15 protein-coding genes and 1 pseudogene are annotated in these 17,166 nt (G+C 61.1%); 8 read left to right on the forward strand and 8 right to left on the reverse strand.

Annotation, left to right across the window (positions count from 1 at the left end):
* Positions 1-12: 12 nt before the first annotated feature.
* Both CFII68_RS08045 and CFII68_RS08040 read right to left on the reverse strand, forming a co-directional pair.
* Complete coding sequence (locus tag CFII68_RS08045) at positions 13-717, reverse strand: fimbria/pilus chaperone family protein (protein WP_235862378.1); 705 nt, start codon at positions 715-717, stop codon at positions 13-15.
* A gap of 178 nt (positions 718-895) precedes the next feature.
* Positions 896-1,546, reverse strand: coding sequence for a DUF1120 domain-containing protein (locus CFII68_RS08040; protein WP_018610678.1), 651 nt, complete (start codon positions 1,544-1,546; stop codon positions 896-898).
* A gap of 378 nt (positions 1,547-1,924) precedes the next feature.
* On the opposite strand from CFII68_RS08040, the gene ppx reads away from it, so the two are divergent.
* Positions 1,925-3,427: an exopolyphosphatase gene (gene ppx, locus CFII68_RS08035; RefSeq protein WP_018610680.1), complete on the forward strand. Its 1,503-nt coding sequence runs from the start codon at positions 1,925-1,927 to the stop codon at positions 3,425-3,427.
* Positions 3,428-3,616: 189 nt separating this feature from the next.
* Here ppx and ppk1 read toward each other — a convergent pair whose 3' ends face one another.
* Both ppk1 and hemB read right to left on the reverse strand, forming a co-directional pair.
* Positions 3,617-5,833, reverse strand: coding sequence for a polyphosphate kinase 1 (ppk1, locus tag CFII68_RS08030; RefSeq protein WP_014340795.1), 2,217 nt, complete (start codon positions 5,831-5,833; stop codon positions 3,617-3,619).
* Positions 5,834-5,850: 17 nt separating this feature from the next.
* A complete protein-coding gene (gene hemB / locus CFII68_RS08025; protein WP_018610683.1) occupies positions 5,851-6,864 on the reverse strand; it encodes a porphobilinogen synthase in 1,014 nt (337 codons plus the stop codon).
* A gap of 205 nt (positions 6,865-7,069) precedes the next feature.
* Between hemB and CFII68_RS08020 the strand changes: the two genes are divergently transcribed.
* Positions 7,070-7,693, forward strand: a complete 624-nt coding sequence (locus tag CFII68_RS08020) for a DedA family protein (protein WP_018610684.1) — start codon at positions 7,070-7,072, stop codon at positions 7,691-7,693.
* Here the strand turns inward: CFII68_RS08020 and CFII68_RS08015 are convergent.
* Positions 7,674-8,909: a sterol desaturase family protein gene (locus tag CFII68_RS08015; protein ID WP_018610686.1), complete on the reverse strand. Its 1,236-nt coding sequence runs from the start codon at positions 8,907-8,909 to the stop codon at positions 7,674-7,676. The genes CFII68_RS08020 and CFII68_RS08015 overlap by 20 nt on opposite strands.
* Before the next feature lie 123 nt (positions 8,910-9,032).
* Here CFII68_RS08015 and elbB point away from each other — a divergent pair, with 123 nt between their 5' ends.
* Entirely contained in the window at positions 9,033-9,701 is a 669-nt protein-coding gene (elbB, locus tag CFII68_RS08010) for an isoprenoid biosynthesis glyoxalase ElbB (RefSeq protein ID WP_018610688.1), read from the forward strand.
* A 127-nt stretch (positions 9,702-9,828) separates the two neighbouring features.
* Here the strand turns inward: elbB and CFII68_RS08005 are convergent, their stop codons facing one another.
* Entirely contained in the window at positions 9,829-10,284 is a 456-nt protein-coding gene (locus tag CFII68_RS08005; protein ID WP_018610690.1) for a YaiI/YqxD family protein, read from the reverse strand.
* Between the two features lie 149 nt (positions 10,285-10,433).
* Complete coding sequence (locus CFII68_RS08000; protein WP_018610692.1) at positions 10,434-12,332, reverse strand: FTR1 family protein; 1,899 nt, start codon at positions 12,330-12,332, stop codon at positions 10,434-10,436.
* Positions 12,333-12,647: 315 nt separating this feature from the next.
* Here CFII68_RS08000 and CFII68_RS07995 point away from each other — a divergent pair, with 315 nt between their 5' ends.
* The 4 genes from CFII68_RS07995 to CFII68_RS07980 all read left to right on the forward strand — a co-directional run bounded on the left by CFII68_RS07995 (position 12,648) and on the right by CFII68_RS07980 (position 15,903).
* Positions 12,648-14,039 carry a COG3014 family protein gene (locus tag CFII68_RS07995; RefSeq protein WP_033062779.1) on the forward strand — a complete coding sequence of 464 codons (1,392 nt, stop codon included), beginning with the start codon at positions 12,648-12,650 and terminating at the stop codon, positions 14,037-14,039.
* Between the two features lie 18 nt (positions 14,040-14,057).
* Entirely contained in the window at positions 14,058-14,429 is a 372-nt protein-coding gene (locus tag CFII68_RS07990; protein WP_018610696.1) for a YcfL family protein, read from the forward strand.
* Positions 14,430-14,568: 139 nt separating this feature from the next.
* Complete coding sequence (gene lpoB / locus CFII68_RS07985) at positions 14,569-15,156, forward strand: penicillin-binding protein activator LpoB (protein ID WP_003177333.1); 588 nt, start codon at positions 14,569-14,571, stop codon at positions 15,154-15,156.
* Between the two features lie 3 nt (positions 15,157-15,159).
* Complete coding sequence (locus CFII68_RS07980; protein WP_033062772.1) at positions 15,160-15,903, forward strand: hypothetical protein; 744 nt, start codon at positions 15,160-15,162, stop codon at positions 15,901-15,903.
* 129 nt (positions 15,904-16,032) lie between these two features.
* On the opposite strand, the gene rhtB is transcribed toward CFII68_RS07980, so the two are convergent.
* Complete coding sequence (rhtB, locus tag CFII68_RS07975; RefSeq protein ID WP_033062773.1) at positions 16,033-16,665, reverse strand: homoserine/homoserine lactone efflux protein; 633 nt, start codon at positions 16,663-16,665, stop codon at positions 16,033-16,035.
* A gap of 188 nt (positions 16,666-16,853) precedes the next feature.
* Here rhtB and CFII68_RS07970 point away from each other — a divergent pair.
* Positions 16,854-17,166: pseudogene (locus CFII68_RS07970) on the forward strand (acyl-CoA transferase); the annotation flags it as partial.

Raw genomic sequence — 17,166 nt, forward strand, 5'->3', positions numbered from 1 at the left:
GCATGACCGTCATCATTGACGTGTGACCGGTGCATCGAAGTTGCCAATCGCAAACCCGTACACTGTCGCAGGCTGGATCGTGACCGAAGTCACGGCTGACGTAGGCTCCTTGAATGGGGCCGTCAGGGTTTCGCCCGGCAAGATGTAAGTGCGAGGCAGGGAAACCGGGGTTTCCAGTGGGTTCAGCTGTACCCGCTCAGACAAGCGCACGACATAGGGGCTGTCGTTCTCAACCGCCAGGCTCTCCCCATCGGTTTTCCATTTCAGAAGCTCCCAAGGCGCCTGATGCCGAGCCAAGCCCTTGGGATGGATGATAAGCGGCAGGTTATGCCGGATATTGATGCCCACCGTGGCACCGCCGGTGGATTTCTTCTGCGGGATACCTTCGAAGGTGACCCGTTTGAGTCGCTGGGTCTTGAGCGGCTCCTTGAATGCCCCGATCAAACGGATCAACTGCGTTTCGCCCGCATCGACGCGCGTGATCGGCGGCGTCACGATCACCGACAGTTCGGAGTCTTCCGGTATGTGTTCAACTTTTGAATGAAGCAGGGTCGGGCCGGCATCGGTATTCCGGAGGTTGATGGTGGCTTCGCCATGTTCTTCATAAAAGATGACCACGGTGGTTTCCGGCTGCATGCCGGCGGCCATTGCCGACCCGCACACCAGGCACAGTGATGCACACCAAGAAAATTTTAATCTCGATAAAAAATTCAACACGCACTCTCCCGCCACGAATCGAAGTTCATGGAGCGACATATATAACTAGAAGAATAAAACTCAAAAACGACCGCTGCTTGATGCATCGACGATTGTTAGTCGTCAGCTTCAACCAGCGGTACAGAGCCAATCATGCCCAGTAAAAGAGCCAGCCCCGGGACAGGAGCTGGCATCGGTGTTAGATGTAGGTCAGCTCCATCGTTGCACTGCCATCTATGTCCACCTGCTCCAGAAGAGCAAGCTCAGTCGTGTTGTTGATGGCGGCCTGGACTTCCAACTCACCGGTAACGGTTGTCAGAAGATGGGGGCTGTTGGCCCCGTTAGGAGACCACGAGAGGACATAGTTGGGCGTGCTTCGAAAAAGATCGCTCGCCCCCGACCAGTTACCTCCGCCGTTCAAAATAGTTCTGAAATCGGTGCTGCCGTCCACAGAATAATTGCGGACATGCAGGCTGTAGGCTCCAATCTTTCCACCCTCGGTGTTTGTACCCAGTCCAAAACTATTACGCGGGTCGGCAAGGCCAGGATCAATCGCAACCATGGCTTCATGCTTTCTGCTGGCGGCCCGATTGTCGGCAGCAGTCAAGCCAACAAGCGTTGGTCCATCACAGGCGATGCTGAACGTCGTGGTCAACTTTTGCAGTGCGGTGTAATCGACAGGACTCAAGTCAGTGACGGTAAGTCGTCCATAATCCACAGCCAACGTAGGAATATTCAGCGAGCAACTGCCAGGAACGATACTGCCCGTCACCTGCAAATCAGCAGCTTGAACATTGGCGCAGGCCAAGGCGAGAACACTGACTGCTGTCAACCCAAGTATTTTTTTCATTTCTTGATTCCTCAACTAACATCAATGAGATGCCGTTCATGCAACGCCCGGGAATTCCTTATCCCAACAGCCTAACTCAGCAGACAATTTTTCTTCCTGAACCTGAAGCAGTCACAACAACTAACAGCACGGCGAAATTGCCGAACGGAAGTCTCGGTTAAGTCCTCTTAAAAATAAGCCGGAAATATCAACTATCCTTGTAGGAAAGTGCCATACGCCCAGATGTAAAAGTTGATTTCTTACAGAGGCCTCCCACTAAGTTATATCTTTTCTACCTTCAGCCAAAAACCTGTCGGCGACCGAACCTCACTCGCATCCGTTGGCGGCGACGGTCGATCGTGGCAGGATGACGTGGTTATCGACCGAGACTTTTTGACCATGCCGCCATCCCAAGCCAAGAATCTGTCCCTGATCGCTGCCATAGACCTGGGCTCCAACAGCTTCCACATGGTCGTCGCCAAGGCCCAGAACGGGGAAATCCGCATTCTTGAGCGGCTCGGCGAGAAGGTCCAACTGGCCGCCGGCATCGACGAAGAGCGCAAGCTGAGCGAAGAATCCATCCAGCGCGGGCTCGATTGCCTCAAGCGGTTTGCCCAACTGATCAACGGTATGCCCCTGGGCGCGGTGCGGATCGTGGGCACCAACGCCCTGCGCGAGGCGCGCAACCGTGGCGAGTTCATCCGCCGCGCTGAAGAAATCCTCGGGCATCCGGTGGAAGTCATTTCCGGCCGTGAAGAAGCGCGCCTGATCTATCTGGGCGTCTCCCACACCTTGGCCGACACGCCGGGCAAGCGCCTGGTGGCGGACATCGGTGGCGGTAGTACCGAATTCATCATCGGCCAGCGCTTCGAACCGCTGCTGCGCGAAAGCCTGCAGATGGGCTGCGTCAGCTACACCCAGCGTTATTTCCGCGACGGCAAGATCACCCCGGCCCGCTACGCCCAGGCCTACACGGCGGCGCGCCTGGAAATCATGAGCATCGAACACGCCCTGCACCGCCTGACCTGGGACGAAGCCATCGGCTCCTCAGGAACCATCCGGGCCATCGGCCTGGCCCTCAAGGCCGGTGGTTACGGCACCGGCGAGGTCAACGCCGAGGGCCTGGCCTGGCTCAAGCGCCGGGTGTTCAAGCTCGGTGAAGCGGACAAGATCGATTTCGAAGGCATCAAGCCCGACCGCCGAGCGATTTTCCCCGCGGGCCTGGCGATCCTCGAGGCGATTTTCGACGCCCTCGAACTGCAACGCATGGACCACTGTGAAGGCGCCCTGCGCGAAGGCGTGCTCTACGACCTGCTGGGACGTCATCATCACGAAGACGTGCGCGAGCGCACCCTGGGCTCGCTCATGGAGCGTTATCACGTCGACCTGGAACAAGCCGTACGGGTCGAGCGCAAGGCGCTACATGCCTTCGACCAGGTCGCCGATGACTGGGACTTGAACGACGGGGTGTGGCGCGAGTTGCTGGGCTGGGCCGCCAAGGTCCATGAAGTGGGCCTGGACATCGCCCACTATCACTACCACAAGCACGGCGCCTACCTGATCGAGCATTCGGACCTGGCGGGGTTTTCCCGAGAAGACCAGCAAATGCTCGCGCTGTTGGTACGCGGCCATCGGCGCAACATTCCCAAGGATAAATTTGCCGAGTTCGGCGATGACGGCATCAAGCTGATTCGCCTGTGCGTGCTGCTGCGCTTCGCGATCCTGTTCCACCACATCCGTGGCACCCAGGAAATGCCCCAGGTGGTCCTGCACGCCAATGGCGATCAGTTGGATGTGCTGTTTCCCGAAAAATGGCTGGAAGAGAATCAACTGACCCAGGCCGACTTCGCCCAGGAAGCCGACTGGCTGACTCGGGTCGGGATTGTGCTGAACATCCACTGATTATCGACTGCAACGCAGATCTCTTGTGGCGAGGGGATTTATCCCCGCTGGGCTGCGTAGCAGCCCTAAAACCAGCCTACCCGTTTTGTCGGGCTGATTGCCTTCAACTCTTTGGGGCCGCTTCGCGGCCCAACGGGGATAAATCCCCTCGCCACAAAAGCTAAGCCTGCCCCCCCAACCTTCGAGTTTTTAACGAACCGCCAACACCGGGCTGCTCAAGCGCTCGAGCAACGTCGCCTGGGCGCTGCGCGGGTTCTGGTTGCCGGTCGGCGTGTTGCGGATGTAACGGCCATCCGACTGCAGGCTCCAGCTGTGGGTGTTGTCGGTGAGGTAGCTTTCCAGCTCCTTCTTGACCCGCAGGATCAGCTTCTTGCCTTCCACCGGGAAGCAGGTCTCGACCCTCTTGTCGAGGTTGCGCTCCATCCAGTCGGCGCTGGACAGGAACATCTGCTCCTCACCGCCGTTGAGGAAGTAGAACACCCGCGTATGCTCCAGGAAGCGCCCGATGATCGAGCGGACATGGATGTTGTGGGACACCCCCGGAATGCCTGGCCGCAGGCAGCACATGCCCCGCACCACCAGATCGATGCGCACGCCCGACTGGCTGGCCTTGTACAACGCACGAATGATCTTCGGGTCGGTCAGCGAGTTGAACTTGGCAATGATGTGGGCCGGCTTGCCGTCCAGGGCGAACTGCGTCTCCCGGGCGATCATGTCGAGCATGCCCTTTTTCAGGGTGAACGGCGCATGCAGCAGCTTCTTCATGCGCAGGGTCTTGCCCATGCCGATCAACTGGCTGAACAGCTTGCCGACGTCTTCGCACAAGGCATCGTCGGAGGTCAGCAGGCTGTAGTCGGTGTACAGGCGGGCGTTGGCAGCGTGGTAGTTGCCGGTGCCCAAGTGGGCGTAACGCACGATCTCACCGGCTTCACGGCGCAGGATGAGCATCATCTTGGCGTGGGTCTTGAAGCCGACCACGCCATAGATCACCACCGCGCCGGCCGCTTGCAGGCGGCTGGCCAGTTGCAGGTTGGATTCCTCGTCGAAGCGCGCGCGCAATTCGATCACGGCCGTGACTTCTTTGCCGTTTCGCGCCGCGTCCACCAGGGCATCGACGATTTCCGAGTTGGCGCCGCTGCGGTACAGGGTCTGGCGCACTGCCAGGACGTGGGGGTCCTTGGCGGCCTGGCGCAGCAGGTCGACCACCGGCGTGAACGACTCGAACGGGTGCAGCAGCAGGATGTCCTGCTTGCTGATCACGCTGAAAATGTTCTCGCTGTTTTGCAGCAGTTTCGGGATCTGCGGCGTGAACGGCAGGTATTGCAGTTCCGGATGGCTGTCCAGGCCGGTGATGCTGAACAGTCGGGTCAGGTTGACCGGGCCGTTGACCTGATACAGCTCGGTCTCATGCAGGTTGAACTGCTTGAGCAGGTAGTCGGACAGGTGTTTGGGGCAGGTATCGGCCACCTCCAGGCGCACCGCATCACCGTAGCGACGGGAGAACAGCTCGCCGCGCAGGGCGCGGGCCAGGTCTTCGACGTCCTCGGTGTCCACCGACAGGTCAGCGTTACGCGTCAGGCGGAACTGGTAGCAACCCTTCACCTTCATGCCCTGGAACAGGTCATCGGCGTGGGCGTGGATCATCGACGACAGGAACACATAATTGTCGCCGGGGCCGCCGACGTCTTCCGGCACACGGATGATGCGCGGCAACAGCCGTGGCGCCGGGATGATCGCCAGGCCGGAATCGCGACCGAAGGCGTCGATGCCTTCCAACTCGACGATGAAGTTCAGGCTCTTGTTGACCAGCAGTGGGAACGGGTGCGTTGGATCGAGGCCGATCGGGGTGATGATCGGCGCGATCTCGTCGCGGAAATAGCGGCGCACCCAGGTCTTGATCTTGGTGTTCCAGTTGCGGCGACGGATGAAGCGCACCTGGTGCTTTTCCAGCTCCGGCAACAGGATGTCGTTGAGGATCGCGTACTGCCGGTCCACATGACCGTGGACCAGTTCGCTGATGCGCGCCAGGGCCTGGTGCGGTTGCAGGCCATCGGCGCCGGCCTGTTCACGGGCGAAGGTGATCTGCTTCTTCAGGCCGGCGACGCGGATCTCGAAAAACTCATCCAGGTTGCTGGAAAAGATCAGCAGGAATTTCAGCCGTTCCAGCAGCGGATAGGACTCGTCCAGCGCCTGCTCCAGCACGCGGATGTTGAACTGCAGTTGCGACAGCTCGCGATGGATGTACAGGCTGCTGTCATCCAGGTTGGGAATCACAATCGCCGGGGCCGGTGCGGGCTCGACGACAGCCGGGGCAGCAGGCTCCAACGCTGGCGGTGTCTCGGCAACCTGCTCGACCACGGGTTGAGCGTCTTTTACGGCAACTTCGGAGAGTCCTTCGGTATTCATCGCAAGTTCCTGGGAGGCTATTTCTGCTCTCGTAACAATTGGGCGGCGCGCACAGCAAAGTAAGTCAGGATGCCATCAGCACCTGCGCGTTTGAAAGCGGTCAAGGACTCCAGGATCACCCCTTCGCCCAACCAGCCGTTCTGGATCGCGGCCATGTGCATCGCGTACTCGCCGCTGACCTGATAAACAAAGGTCGGCACTTTGAATTCGTCTTTGACCCGGCAAAGAATGTCGAGGTAAGGCATGCCAGGCTTGACCATGACCATGTCTGCCCCTTCTGACAAGTCAGCCGCCACTTCGTGCAAGGCTTCCTGACTGTTGGCCGGGTCCATCTGATAAGAGGCCTTGTTGGCCTTGCCCAGGTTCAGGGCCGAGCCGACCGCGTCGCGGAACGGGCCGTAATAGGCGCTGGCGTACTTGGCCGAATAGGCCATGATCCGCACGTTGACGTGACCGGCCACCTCGAGGGCTTCGCGGATCGCCTGGATGCGCCCGTCCATCATGTCCGACGGCGCCACCACCTGGGCTCCGGCCTCGGCGTGGGACAAGGCCTGCCTGACCAGTGCATCGACGGTAATGTCGTTCTGCACGTAGCCTTCTTCATCGAGGATACCGTCCTGCCCGTGGGTGGTGAACGGGTCCAGCGCCACGTCGGTGATCACCCCCAGCTCCGGGAAGCGCGCGCGCAGGGCACGGGTCGCGCGTTGGGCGATGCCTTCCGGGTTCCAGGCTTCGGCGGCGTCCAGGGACTTGAGTGTCGGCGGTGTGACCGGGAACAGCGCCAGCGCCGGAATGCCCAGCTCGACCCACTGGGCGGCTTCTTCGAGCAGCAGGTCGATGGTCAGGCGTTCCACCCCGGGCATCGACGCCACCGCTTCGCGACGGTTCTCACCGCCCAGCACGAATACCGGCAGGATCAGGTCATTGGTGGTCAGCACGTTTTCACGCACCAGCCGACGCGAGAACTCATCACGGCGGTTGCGACGCAGGCGGGTAGCAGGGAACAGACGATTGGCGGGGGTAAAGCTCACGGCAGACTCCTGAGCCCGTGCTGACGGGCGAGCGTGACAGTTATAAGCGCCAATTATGACGAAGACATTACAGTTATGTGCACCTGCGTCCTGTCGTCGCAGTTATTGTCATTGTAGGAATTGTTCACGTCGAGACACATTTCGATACTTTCCTGAATGTGCCCGAAGGGTTAGGCTGCGCGTTCATTTCGCCAGCACCCAGACAATGCTCCAACAATTTCTGCATGACTTCGGCTACTTGGCCTTGTTTATCGGCACGTTCTTCGAAGGCGAAACCATCCTCGTGCTCGCAGGTTTCCTGGCGTTCCGTGGCTACATGGACATCAATCTGGTGGTCGTCGTGGCGTTCTGCGGCAGCTATGCGGGCGATCAGCTGTGGTATTTCCTGGGGCGCAAGCACGGGCGCAAGCTCTTGGCGCGCAAGCCGCGCTGGCAGTTGATGGGGGATCGGGCGCTGGAGCACATTCGCCGGCATCCGGACATCTGGGTCCTGAGCTTTCGTTTCGTCTATGGCCTGCGCACGGTGATGCCGGTGGCGATCGGCCTGTCAGGCTATCCTCCGGGTCGTTACCTGTTGCTCAACGGCATCGGTGCGGCGATCTGGGCCACGGCGCTGGCCGCGGCCGCCTACCACTTCGGCGCAGTGCTCGAGGGTATGCTGGGCAGCATCAAGAAGTATGAATTGTGGGTACTCGGCACGCTGCTGGTGCTGGGCCTGGTCCTGTGGCTGCGCCGACGCATCAAGAATGCCCGGCTGGCCAGGAAAGTCCTCGAAGCCGAGCGCCTGGAGCAAGCCAGGTCCGGCGAACCTACGACGCCAACCGAGTAAACCGGGTACGGCAGCAATACAGCCCGATGCCGCTGAGCAGGCTGTAGCTGAGCAGCCCGGCCCAGGCCACAGCGCTGGCCGGCCACAACCCGGCCAAGGGCGCCAGCCATACCAGCGGCAGGTTCGAGGCCAGCCGCAACAGCTCCAGCCGCAACGCCCACGGGCGATTCTCCAGGGCCACGCCCAACACGAACAGACCAAACGCCACCGCGCCCCAACCCACCACCAGGGCGGCGACCGGCAGGCTGGTTTCAAGGTTCATCAGATAACTGCCCAAGGCAACGTAGGCGCAGAACTGCAGCCCCACGTACCACCGCTGGCGAGCATCCAACGGCACTTCGAATTTGCGGAACTGGCTCAGGTCCGGCTTGTTCAGCGGATACCTGGCCGCGACGTCCGCCGGTCGCCAACCGGTGGGCATGAACCAGATCCGCAACTTGTCCCACCAGCGCTCGGCCCGCCGCGCATCGGCCCACAGCTGCGCATAGAACTGCAGGTTGGCCCACAGCGGATTCCAGCTCGCCAGCGGCGTGGTCACGCCAAAAATCACCGGCTCGTTGGCGTCTTCTTCCTGAAAGGTACCAAACAGACGGTCCCAAATAATGAACACCCCGCCGTAGTTGCGATCCATGTAGAGAGGGTTCTGTGCATGGTGGGCACGATGATTGGACGGCGTGACGAAGCACCACTCCAGCCAGCCGAGCTTGGGAATGTGCTGGGTGTGGACCCAGAACTGGTACAACAGATTCAACGCCGCGACGCTGACGAAGACCACCAGCGGCACGCCCAGTACGGCGAGCGGGACGTAGAAGATCCAGCTCAGCAGGAACCCGGTGCTGGTCTGGCGCAACGCGGTGGAGAGGTTGTAGTCCTCGCTCTGGTGGTGCACCGAATGGGCCGCCCAGAGGATGTTGCGCTCATGGCCCATGCGGTGCAGCCAGTAGTAACAGAAGTCGTAGAACACGAAAGCGAACACCCAGGTCCAGGCCTGGTCGGCGGGCCATTCAATCACCGCCAAGTGTTCGACTGCGAAGGCGTAGGTGACAAGCCCCACGCCCTTGGTCAGCAAACCGGTGGTGGTCGACAGCACGCCGGTGCTCAAGCTGTTGATCGCGTCTGCCACGCGGTAGTGGCTCACGCCGCGCCAGCGATCGGCCAGCAACTCGACGGCGATCAGCACGAAGAAGAACGGCACGGCATACAGGATGAAATTCATGACGCAACCCGGGCATGCAAGGCAGGGAGATAGTCGGCAGATTAGGTGTAGCTGCCCGATCCCCCTATGGCAACGAGTGACAAATTAGTAGACATTTAACGCCATGAATCTGGAGAAAAGCCCATGAGCAAAAAAATTGCAGTGATCCTTTCCGGCTGTGGCGTGTATGACGGCGCCGAGATCCACGAAAGCGTGATCACCTTGCTGCGCCTCGATCAGCGTGGAGCACAGGTCCAGTGCTTCGCCCCCAACATTGCCCAACTGCATGTGATCAATCACCTGACCGGCGAGGAAATGCCCGAGAGCCGCAACGTGCTGGTGGAATCGGCACGGATCGCCCGCGGCAACGTGAAGGACTTGCGTGAAGCCAGCGCTGAGGATTTCGACGCCCTGATCGTACCCGGTGGTTTTGGCGCGGCGAAAAACCTCTCCAACTTTGCCGTCGAAGGCGCTGGCTGCACAGTCCAGCCAGAGCTCCTGGCACTGACCGAGGCTTTTGCCGAGGCCGGCAAACCGGTCGGGCTGATCTGCATCTCCCCGGCCCTGGCGGCGAAGATCTACGGCCCGGGTGTGGTCTGCACCATCGGCAACGATGTCGACACGGCCGCCGCCGTGACCAAAATGGGGGGTACTCACGAGGACTGCGCCGTCACCGACATCGTCGAAGACCGCGCGCGCAAACTGGTCAGTACCCCGGCCTACATGCTGGCGCAGAACATCAGCGAAGCGGCTTCAGGCATCAACAAGCTGGTGGACCGGGTGTTGGAGCTAACGCACGAGAACGACGTTTAACAGCAGCACCGCCAACCCAATGTGGGAGCGAGCCTGCTCGCGATAGCGACGGTTCAGCTGGCATAGCTGTTGACTGACACACCGCCATCGCGAGCAGGCTCGCTCCCACAGGGGTTATGCACAAGGCTTAAGCGATTCGGGTCAGGCGCGTCAGGATCCGATCCAGCGCATTGGCAAACCCCTGCTTGTCCCGCTCGCTGTACGCCGCCGGGCCGCCGCCCATATGGCCCTGTTCGCGCAAATCGGTGAACAGGTTGCGCACCGCCAGTCGGTCGCCCATGTTCTGTGCATCGAACTCCTTGCCTCGCGGATCCAGTGCGGCAACGCCCTTCTTCACCAACCGGTCGGCCAAGGGCACGTCGCTACAGATCACCAATTCACCCGGTTCGGCGTGCTCCACCAGGTAATCGTCCGCCGCATCAGGGCCACTGGGCACCACGATCAGCTTCACACAGGCCAGCCCAGGCTTGATCTGCGGCTGACCGGCCACCAGCACCACCTCGAACCTGCGCTTCAAGGCGAACTTGACCACCAGTTCCTTCGCCGCTTTTGGGCAGGCGTCGGCGTCGATCCATACGCGCATTGAATGGTTTCCTCTAGATTAAAAGCATCGCGGGCAAGCCTTGCCCCCACACAAGCCTTGCTCCCACAAGCCTTGCTCCCATAGCCTGTGGGAGAAAAGCTTGTGTGGGAGCAAGGCTTGCCCGCGATTATGAGCGCAGCGAATGCTTTTCAGGAAACCTGGACCCGACGCTTATCCACCACCCAACTGCGCCCATACAGCACCACAATCGCCAGGATCGCCACCACTTGAGCGGCCAGCGAATAGGCATCGGCATGAATACCCAGCCAGTCGAAGTCGAAGAACGCCACCGGATGGGTGCCGAAGATCCCGGCCTCCTGCAACGCCTTCACGCCGTGACCGGCGAATACCACCGACAGCGCGCACAGCAACGCGGCATTGATGCTGAAGAACAACGCCAGCGGCAGTTTCGCCGAGCCGCGCAGGATCACCCAGGCCAGCCCCACCAGCAACACCAGCGCCGTCGCGCCACCGGCCAACACCGCGTTGTGCCCGGCGGGGCCCGCTTGCAGCCACAGGGTTTCGTAGAACAGGATCACTTCGAACAGTTCGCGATAGACCGAGAAGAACGCCAGGATCGCAAAACCAAAACGCCCACCGCCGCCCACCAGGCTGCTCTTGATGTAGTCCTGCCAGGCCGCTGCGTGGCGACGGTCGTGCATCCACACACCCAGCCACAGCACCATCACACTGGCGAACAACGCCGTCGCGCCTTCAAGCAGCTCGCGCTGGGCGCCGCTGACGTCGATCACATACGCCGCCAGCCCCCAGGTCGCCAGGCCAGCCAACAGCGCCAGGCCCCAACCAACGTTGACACTGCGCACCGCCGACTGCTGGCCGGTGTTACGCAGGAACGCCAGGATCGCCGCCAGCACCAGGATCGCTTCCAGCCCTTCGCGCAGCAGAATCAGCAACCCGGAAATGTAGCTCAGCGACCAGCTCAAGCCATCACCGCCCAGCAAGCCGGCAGACGCCTTCAACTTGGCCTTGGCCGCGTCCAGACGCTGTACCGCCTGCTCCACCGGCAAACCATCCTGCAACGACTGACGATAGGCCATCAGGGCCTTTTCGGTGTCCTTGCGCACGTTGGCATCGACGTTGTCCAGCGAGCTTTCCACCAGCTCGAAACCTTCCAGGTAAGCCGCTACCGACAGGTCGTAGGCCTGGTCATGGTCGCCTGCGCGATACGCCGCGATGCTTTTATCCAGGGTGGCGGCCGTGTAGTCGAGCAACTGCGCCGGGCCACGTTGCACCTGCGGCGGCTGGGCGCGCTGGGCACGGAATGTCGCCGCCGCTGCGGGGCCTTGCGCGGCGAGGACTTCGGCCGGGGTCTGGCGCGCCAGGTCAGCGAGGTTGAAGACCTGTTCACTTTTGGCGGCGGCCGGGTCGGCGCTGAAGCTGGCGATGTAGGTCGCCAGGTCCCAGCGTTGACGGTCGTCGAGCTGATCGGCGAAGGCCGGCATGTCGGTGCCTTCAATGCCCATGCCGACGGTGTTGTAGATCGCATAGAGACTCAGGCGGTCCAGGCGCTGGGCATCCCGCATGTTGGCGGGCGGCGGTTCCATGCCGACACCGGCTGGACCGTCGCCGGCACCGTTGGCCCCATGGCACACCGAGCAATTCTGGGCATACAGCGGCGCACCACGGGAGGGATCGGGGGTGATGACCGGTGCCTGGCTGACTTCATATGCCACCGCCAGCTTGGCCCCTAGTTGCCGCGCCAGGCGCGCGACATCGCCGCCCTCTTGGCGCTGGGTGATCGCACTGCGCAAGGTGCTGATGCCTTGGACCAGCTCAGTCTTTTCCGGTTTGGCCGGTAGCCCGGCGACCAACCCCTCCAGCACCTGGGTAAATTCCAGCTGCTCGCGATATTCCCCGTCGTCGATGACCTTGCCCGCCTCGACCGTCGCCGGGTAATCCGCCCCGATGTAATCCAGCAAATGCAGCGCCTGGGGAGCACTCTCGACGGTATCGGCCAGCAGCGAAGTGCTGCATAGCGCAAGCAATGGCAGCACAAGCCAGGCCAGGAAACGGAACGGCACAGTCATGAATGACTCTCGGTTGGTAATAAGAAGTAACACATTGTTCACTTCCAATGGCTTTGGCTCAAGGGCCGATGTGTTTCGGGGGCCGATTTTCATCGTATTTTCATGCTTTGGAGGTGATGTCACAAAAAAGGCATTTCGAGATTGAAAAGCCATTACATAGCCAAGCGCCATGTTTATAATCCCGCCGCCTTCTTATTATTAGACGGCATAAAAGCTCCTCTTTTTATGAGGAACCGGCAGCGTCCCGACGCTTGTCCGTGGGATCGCTCCAGCCCGACCCGCACACCCCGGCTGTTACTCAGGGAAGAAATGTTCATGGCATCCCGTGCCGTTTTTTCGGTCGCCCTCGGCGCGATCACCTTGTTGTCCGGCTGCTCGGCCTTTCGCAACTACGACAGCGAATTGGCCCAGACCAACCAGCAGTTGGCATCCGGCAACGTCGACGGCGCGCTGACCCTGCTGGAAAAGAACAACTCCAGCAAGGACAAAGACCTGCTGTATTACTTCGAGAAAGGTGAGTTGCTGCGCGCCAAGGGTGACTTGTCCGGCAGCCAGACAGCCTGGACCAGCGCCGATCAGCAGGTTGGTCAGTGGGAAGACGCGGTCAAGCTCGACACCGCCAAGTACCTGGCCCAGTTCGGCAGTTTCCTGGTCAACGATAAAGTCCGCCGCTACGAAGGCTACGACTACGAAAAGGTCATGCTGACCACGCAGATGGCCCTGAACCTGCTGGCGGTGAATGACTTCGACGGCGCGCGGACCCAGATCAAGAAGACCCACGAACGCGAAGCGGTGATCGCCGACCTGCGGGACAAGCAATACCTCAAGCGCGAGGAAGAAGCCGAGAAAGAAGGGGTCAAGACCGAATACAAGGACCTCCAGGGTTACCCGGTGGCCAGCCTCGACGCACCGGAAGTGGTCGGCCTCAAGAACAGTTACCAGAGCGCGTTCAGCCATTACCTGGCCGGCTTCGTCTACGAAGCCCTGGGTGAAAAAGACCTGGCCGCACCGGGTTATCGCAAGGCCGCCGAACTGCGCCCCAACACACCGTTGCTGGAGCAGGCCCTGCGCGACCTCGACAAACCCGCCAAGAGCGATGACAGCGACATCCTGATCGTGGTGCAGAGTGGCCTGGCACCGTCCCGGGACTCGATCCGCATTCCCCTGCCCTTGCCGATCAGCGGCAACCTGGTTATCACGCCGTTGTCGTTCCCGTTGATCAAGCCCGACACCTCCACGGCCACCTTCGGCCAGATCGGTGTGGACGGTCGTCAGTTGGACCTGACCCAGCTCAACAGCACCACTGCCATGTCCCGCCGGGCCCTGCGCGACGACATGCCGGGCATCATCCTGCGCACCACCGTGCGCGCCGTCAGCCGTGGCGTGGCACAAAAGCAGATCAACGAAACCAACCCCCTGGCCGGCCTGGCCGTGGGGCTCACCTCGGCGGTACTCGAAGGAGCCGACACCCGGACCTGGCGCACCCTGCCCGACTACACCCAGGTGGTGCGCCTGCGCCTGAAGAAAGGCGAGCATCAGGTCACCTTGCCAAGCTCGGTGGGCGGCTCGGTGGTCAAGGTCACCGTCGACCAGCGCTACCAGGTCATCACCCTGCGGGCGGTGGGTAACCAGGTGTTCGCCGGTGGCCTGGCTGCCCAGGTGATGCCAAGCGCCAACCCGACCGCCATTGCCCTCAAGCAACCTTAAGAACGGAGTCTTGTTCACATGCGTTTAAAACTGATCGCCATCGGCGCCCTGGCCTTGCTGGCCGGTTGCGCCACCCCGCCGCCACCGGAGCCGGGCAGCGCCGCCAGCAAGGTCGTGGCGATGGGCAAGACCAAGAACATCGTGGTCGGCGCCATGCGCGTGGCCCGGGAAAACGGCTACATGACCGTCAACGTGCAGCTGAGCAACACCAGCTACAACAACAAGACGATGTATTACCGCTTTGCCTGGCTGGGGCCGGAAGGCTTTCCGATCGCCGAGGAAGAAACCTGGAAAAGCCTGACGCTGTACGGCGAACAGACCAGCTTCCTGCCGGCCATCGCACCGACCCCCAAGGCGGTGGATTTCCGCTTGGAAATCAATACCCCGTAAGACAGATGCACATTCCTGTGGCGAGGGGATTTATCCCCGTTCGAGTGCGCAGCACTCGTTGAAATTGGGGCTGCTACGCAGCCCAGCGGGGATAAATCCCCTCGCCACAGACCTTTTTTCAGTTTTCGAGAGCACCCACATGTTTGTACGCATTTCCTCCCTCGCCCTCGCCGCCCTGCTGGTCAGCGGCTGTGCCAACAACTCGCCGGTCCTGGGCAACAAGAACATCAGCTACGGCGACACCAAGGCCGTGGAAACCGTGACCAACGAGTTCGGCTCCACCGACCTGCAAATGATCGCCGAGTCCATGACCCGCTCCCTGGCCCAGTCCGGCATCCTGCAGGGTCGCCCGGTGGTCCAGGTCTATGACGTGAAGAACAAGACCAGCGAATACATCGACACCCGCGAAATCACCACCAGCATCAAGACCCAGCTGATGAAGACCGGGGCTGCCCGTTTTGCCAGTGACAACACCGCCATGGACAGCCAGGTCGACCAGCTCAAGTTGCAGAACCAGAGCGGCCTGTACAAGAAAAGCACCGTGGCCAAGACCGGCAACATGATTGCTGCCAAGTACCGTCTCGAAGGCTCCATCAGCTCGATCGTCAAGCGCAGCAGCGACTACAAGGACGTCTTCTACAAATTCAGCCTGCAATTGATCGACGTCGAAAGCGGTCTGGCCGAGTGGATGGACGAAAAAGAAATCCGCAAGACCACGGAGCGTTAAGCCATGCGCACATGGATAGGCATCATGGCCCTGGCCTGCGCATTTGGCGCGCAGGCGGCCCCGAAAGTCGCAGTGACCGACCTTGCGTACCAGGAGCGGGTGGAGGAATACATCCACACCGTTTCAGCGCAGAGCAACTTCCAGGCGAACCCCTACAGCGCCAGCGCCTCCTCGAGCTACGACGAGATGGAAGCCACCAGCAGCTACATCGAGCAGGGCGAACTGCGCAAGTTCACCGGCGACATCAAGGGCGAGATCCTGCGCAGCGGGATGTTTCAGCTGACCCAAGGCACGCCCTACACAGCGGCGTCCAAGGGCGACGTCTATGACGTGATCAAGCGCATCAAGGCCGGTAACTTCAAGGGTGCCGACTACGTGCTGTTCGGCACGGTGTCGGACATCGACTTCACCCGCGACATCAACGAGCTGGCCAATACCGACAGCTACTCGGCTGTGCTGGCGTTGACCCTGGTGGCGGACTTCAGCCTGATCAACACCAAGACCTACGAAATCACCTCGGCCTTTACGGCCATGGGCGAAGGCCAGGACACCAAGTTGATGAACCACCGGGACGTACGCATCAGCCTCAATCGTCCACGGGTGGTGCGCGAAGTGTCCAAGGCCCTGGGGGAAGACGTGGCGCGGCAACTGAGCGAACAGCTCGGCGGCCCGAGCTACCAACAACCCAGCGAACCGGTACAGCGCAATAACCTGCCTCGGGATACGGCGCCAGTGATTTTGCGCTGAATAGCTGAGCGAATGCTTGTGGGAGCAAGGCTTGCCCGCGATACAGGCGATGAGATCTTCCAGAAATCGAGTCGCCTGCATCGCGGGCAAGCCTTGCTCCCACAAAGTAACCTCGCCACAGGTTTTGCTTTACACCGCAGCCTTGCGAATCGTCGCAAGCAGCCCCGCCGCGCCAATGAACATACCCGCGAAGGCACGGTTCATTCGCCGTTGCTGTTTCGGGGTGCGCAACAGCCGCAGGACTTTGGACGCCAGCCCGGTGTACCCGGCCATGACGATGAGATCGACGACGATCATGGTCACGCCCAGGATCAGGTATTGCTGGATCAACGGCGCATGGGGATTGATGAACTGCGGCAACACCGCCAGCATGAACACCAGCGCCTTGGGGTTGCTGACATTGACCAGAAACCCGCGAAACACCAGCGCCAAGGGCTTGCCGATAGGCCGCGGGGCCGCGTCGTCAGTCATGTCAGCGGGAATGGCTCGCCACTGTTTGACACCCAGGTAGACCAGGTAGGCCACGCCGAACCATTTGATCGCATAGAACGCGGTGGCCGACGCCGTGAGAATCGCGCCAACCCCGGCGGCGACGACCACGATTTGCAACGCCAGGCCCAATTGCAGGCCCAAGGCGTTCCAGTAACCACGCCAGAAGCCGTATCGCAGCCCGCTGGACATCGATGCAATCGCGCCGGCACCCGGCGAAAGACTGATCACCCAGCACGCAGCGAAAAACGCCAGCCATGTTTCCAGCATCATTGCACTCCCCGGCCCGGATTCGTCGAAACGACTAAGCTAATGCGCCGCCAGGCCGTTGACCACCGTTTTTTGCACAAGCACTTAAGCCGGTATGAACCGTGGCGAGGGAGCTTGCTCCCGCTGGGCCGCATAGCGGCCCCCAACGGATTTTTGAACTATGATCGCCCTCTCGTACTGGAGGGCTTTCGATGTCAGATCTGCTCACGTCCATGCAAACCGCACTCGGCTTGCCCACGACCCCAATCACCTTCACCGGCGACGGCGCGCTGCCCTCGGCATTCGCCGTCACGGCGCTGGCCAGCGCCAGCATCGCCGCAGCCGGCCAAGCCACCGCCGAGCTCATCCATCAGCAAACCGGCCGCCTGCCACCCGTCGAAGTCGACCAGCGCCTGGCGTCGTTCTGGTTCTCCACCTCCCTGCGCCCTATCGGCTGGAGCGTTCCACCGATGTGGGACCCGGTGGCCGGCGACTACGCCAGCGCCGACGGCTGGATTCGCCTGC

Origin of the sequence: Pseudomonas sp. CFII68, assembly GCF_000416195.1 — a bacterium.
Lineage (GTDB): Bacteria > Pseudomonadota > Gammaproteobacteria > Pseudomonadales > Pseudomonadaceae > Aquipseudomonas > Aquipseudomonas kilonensis.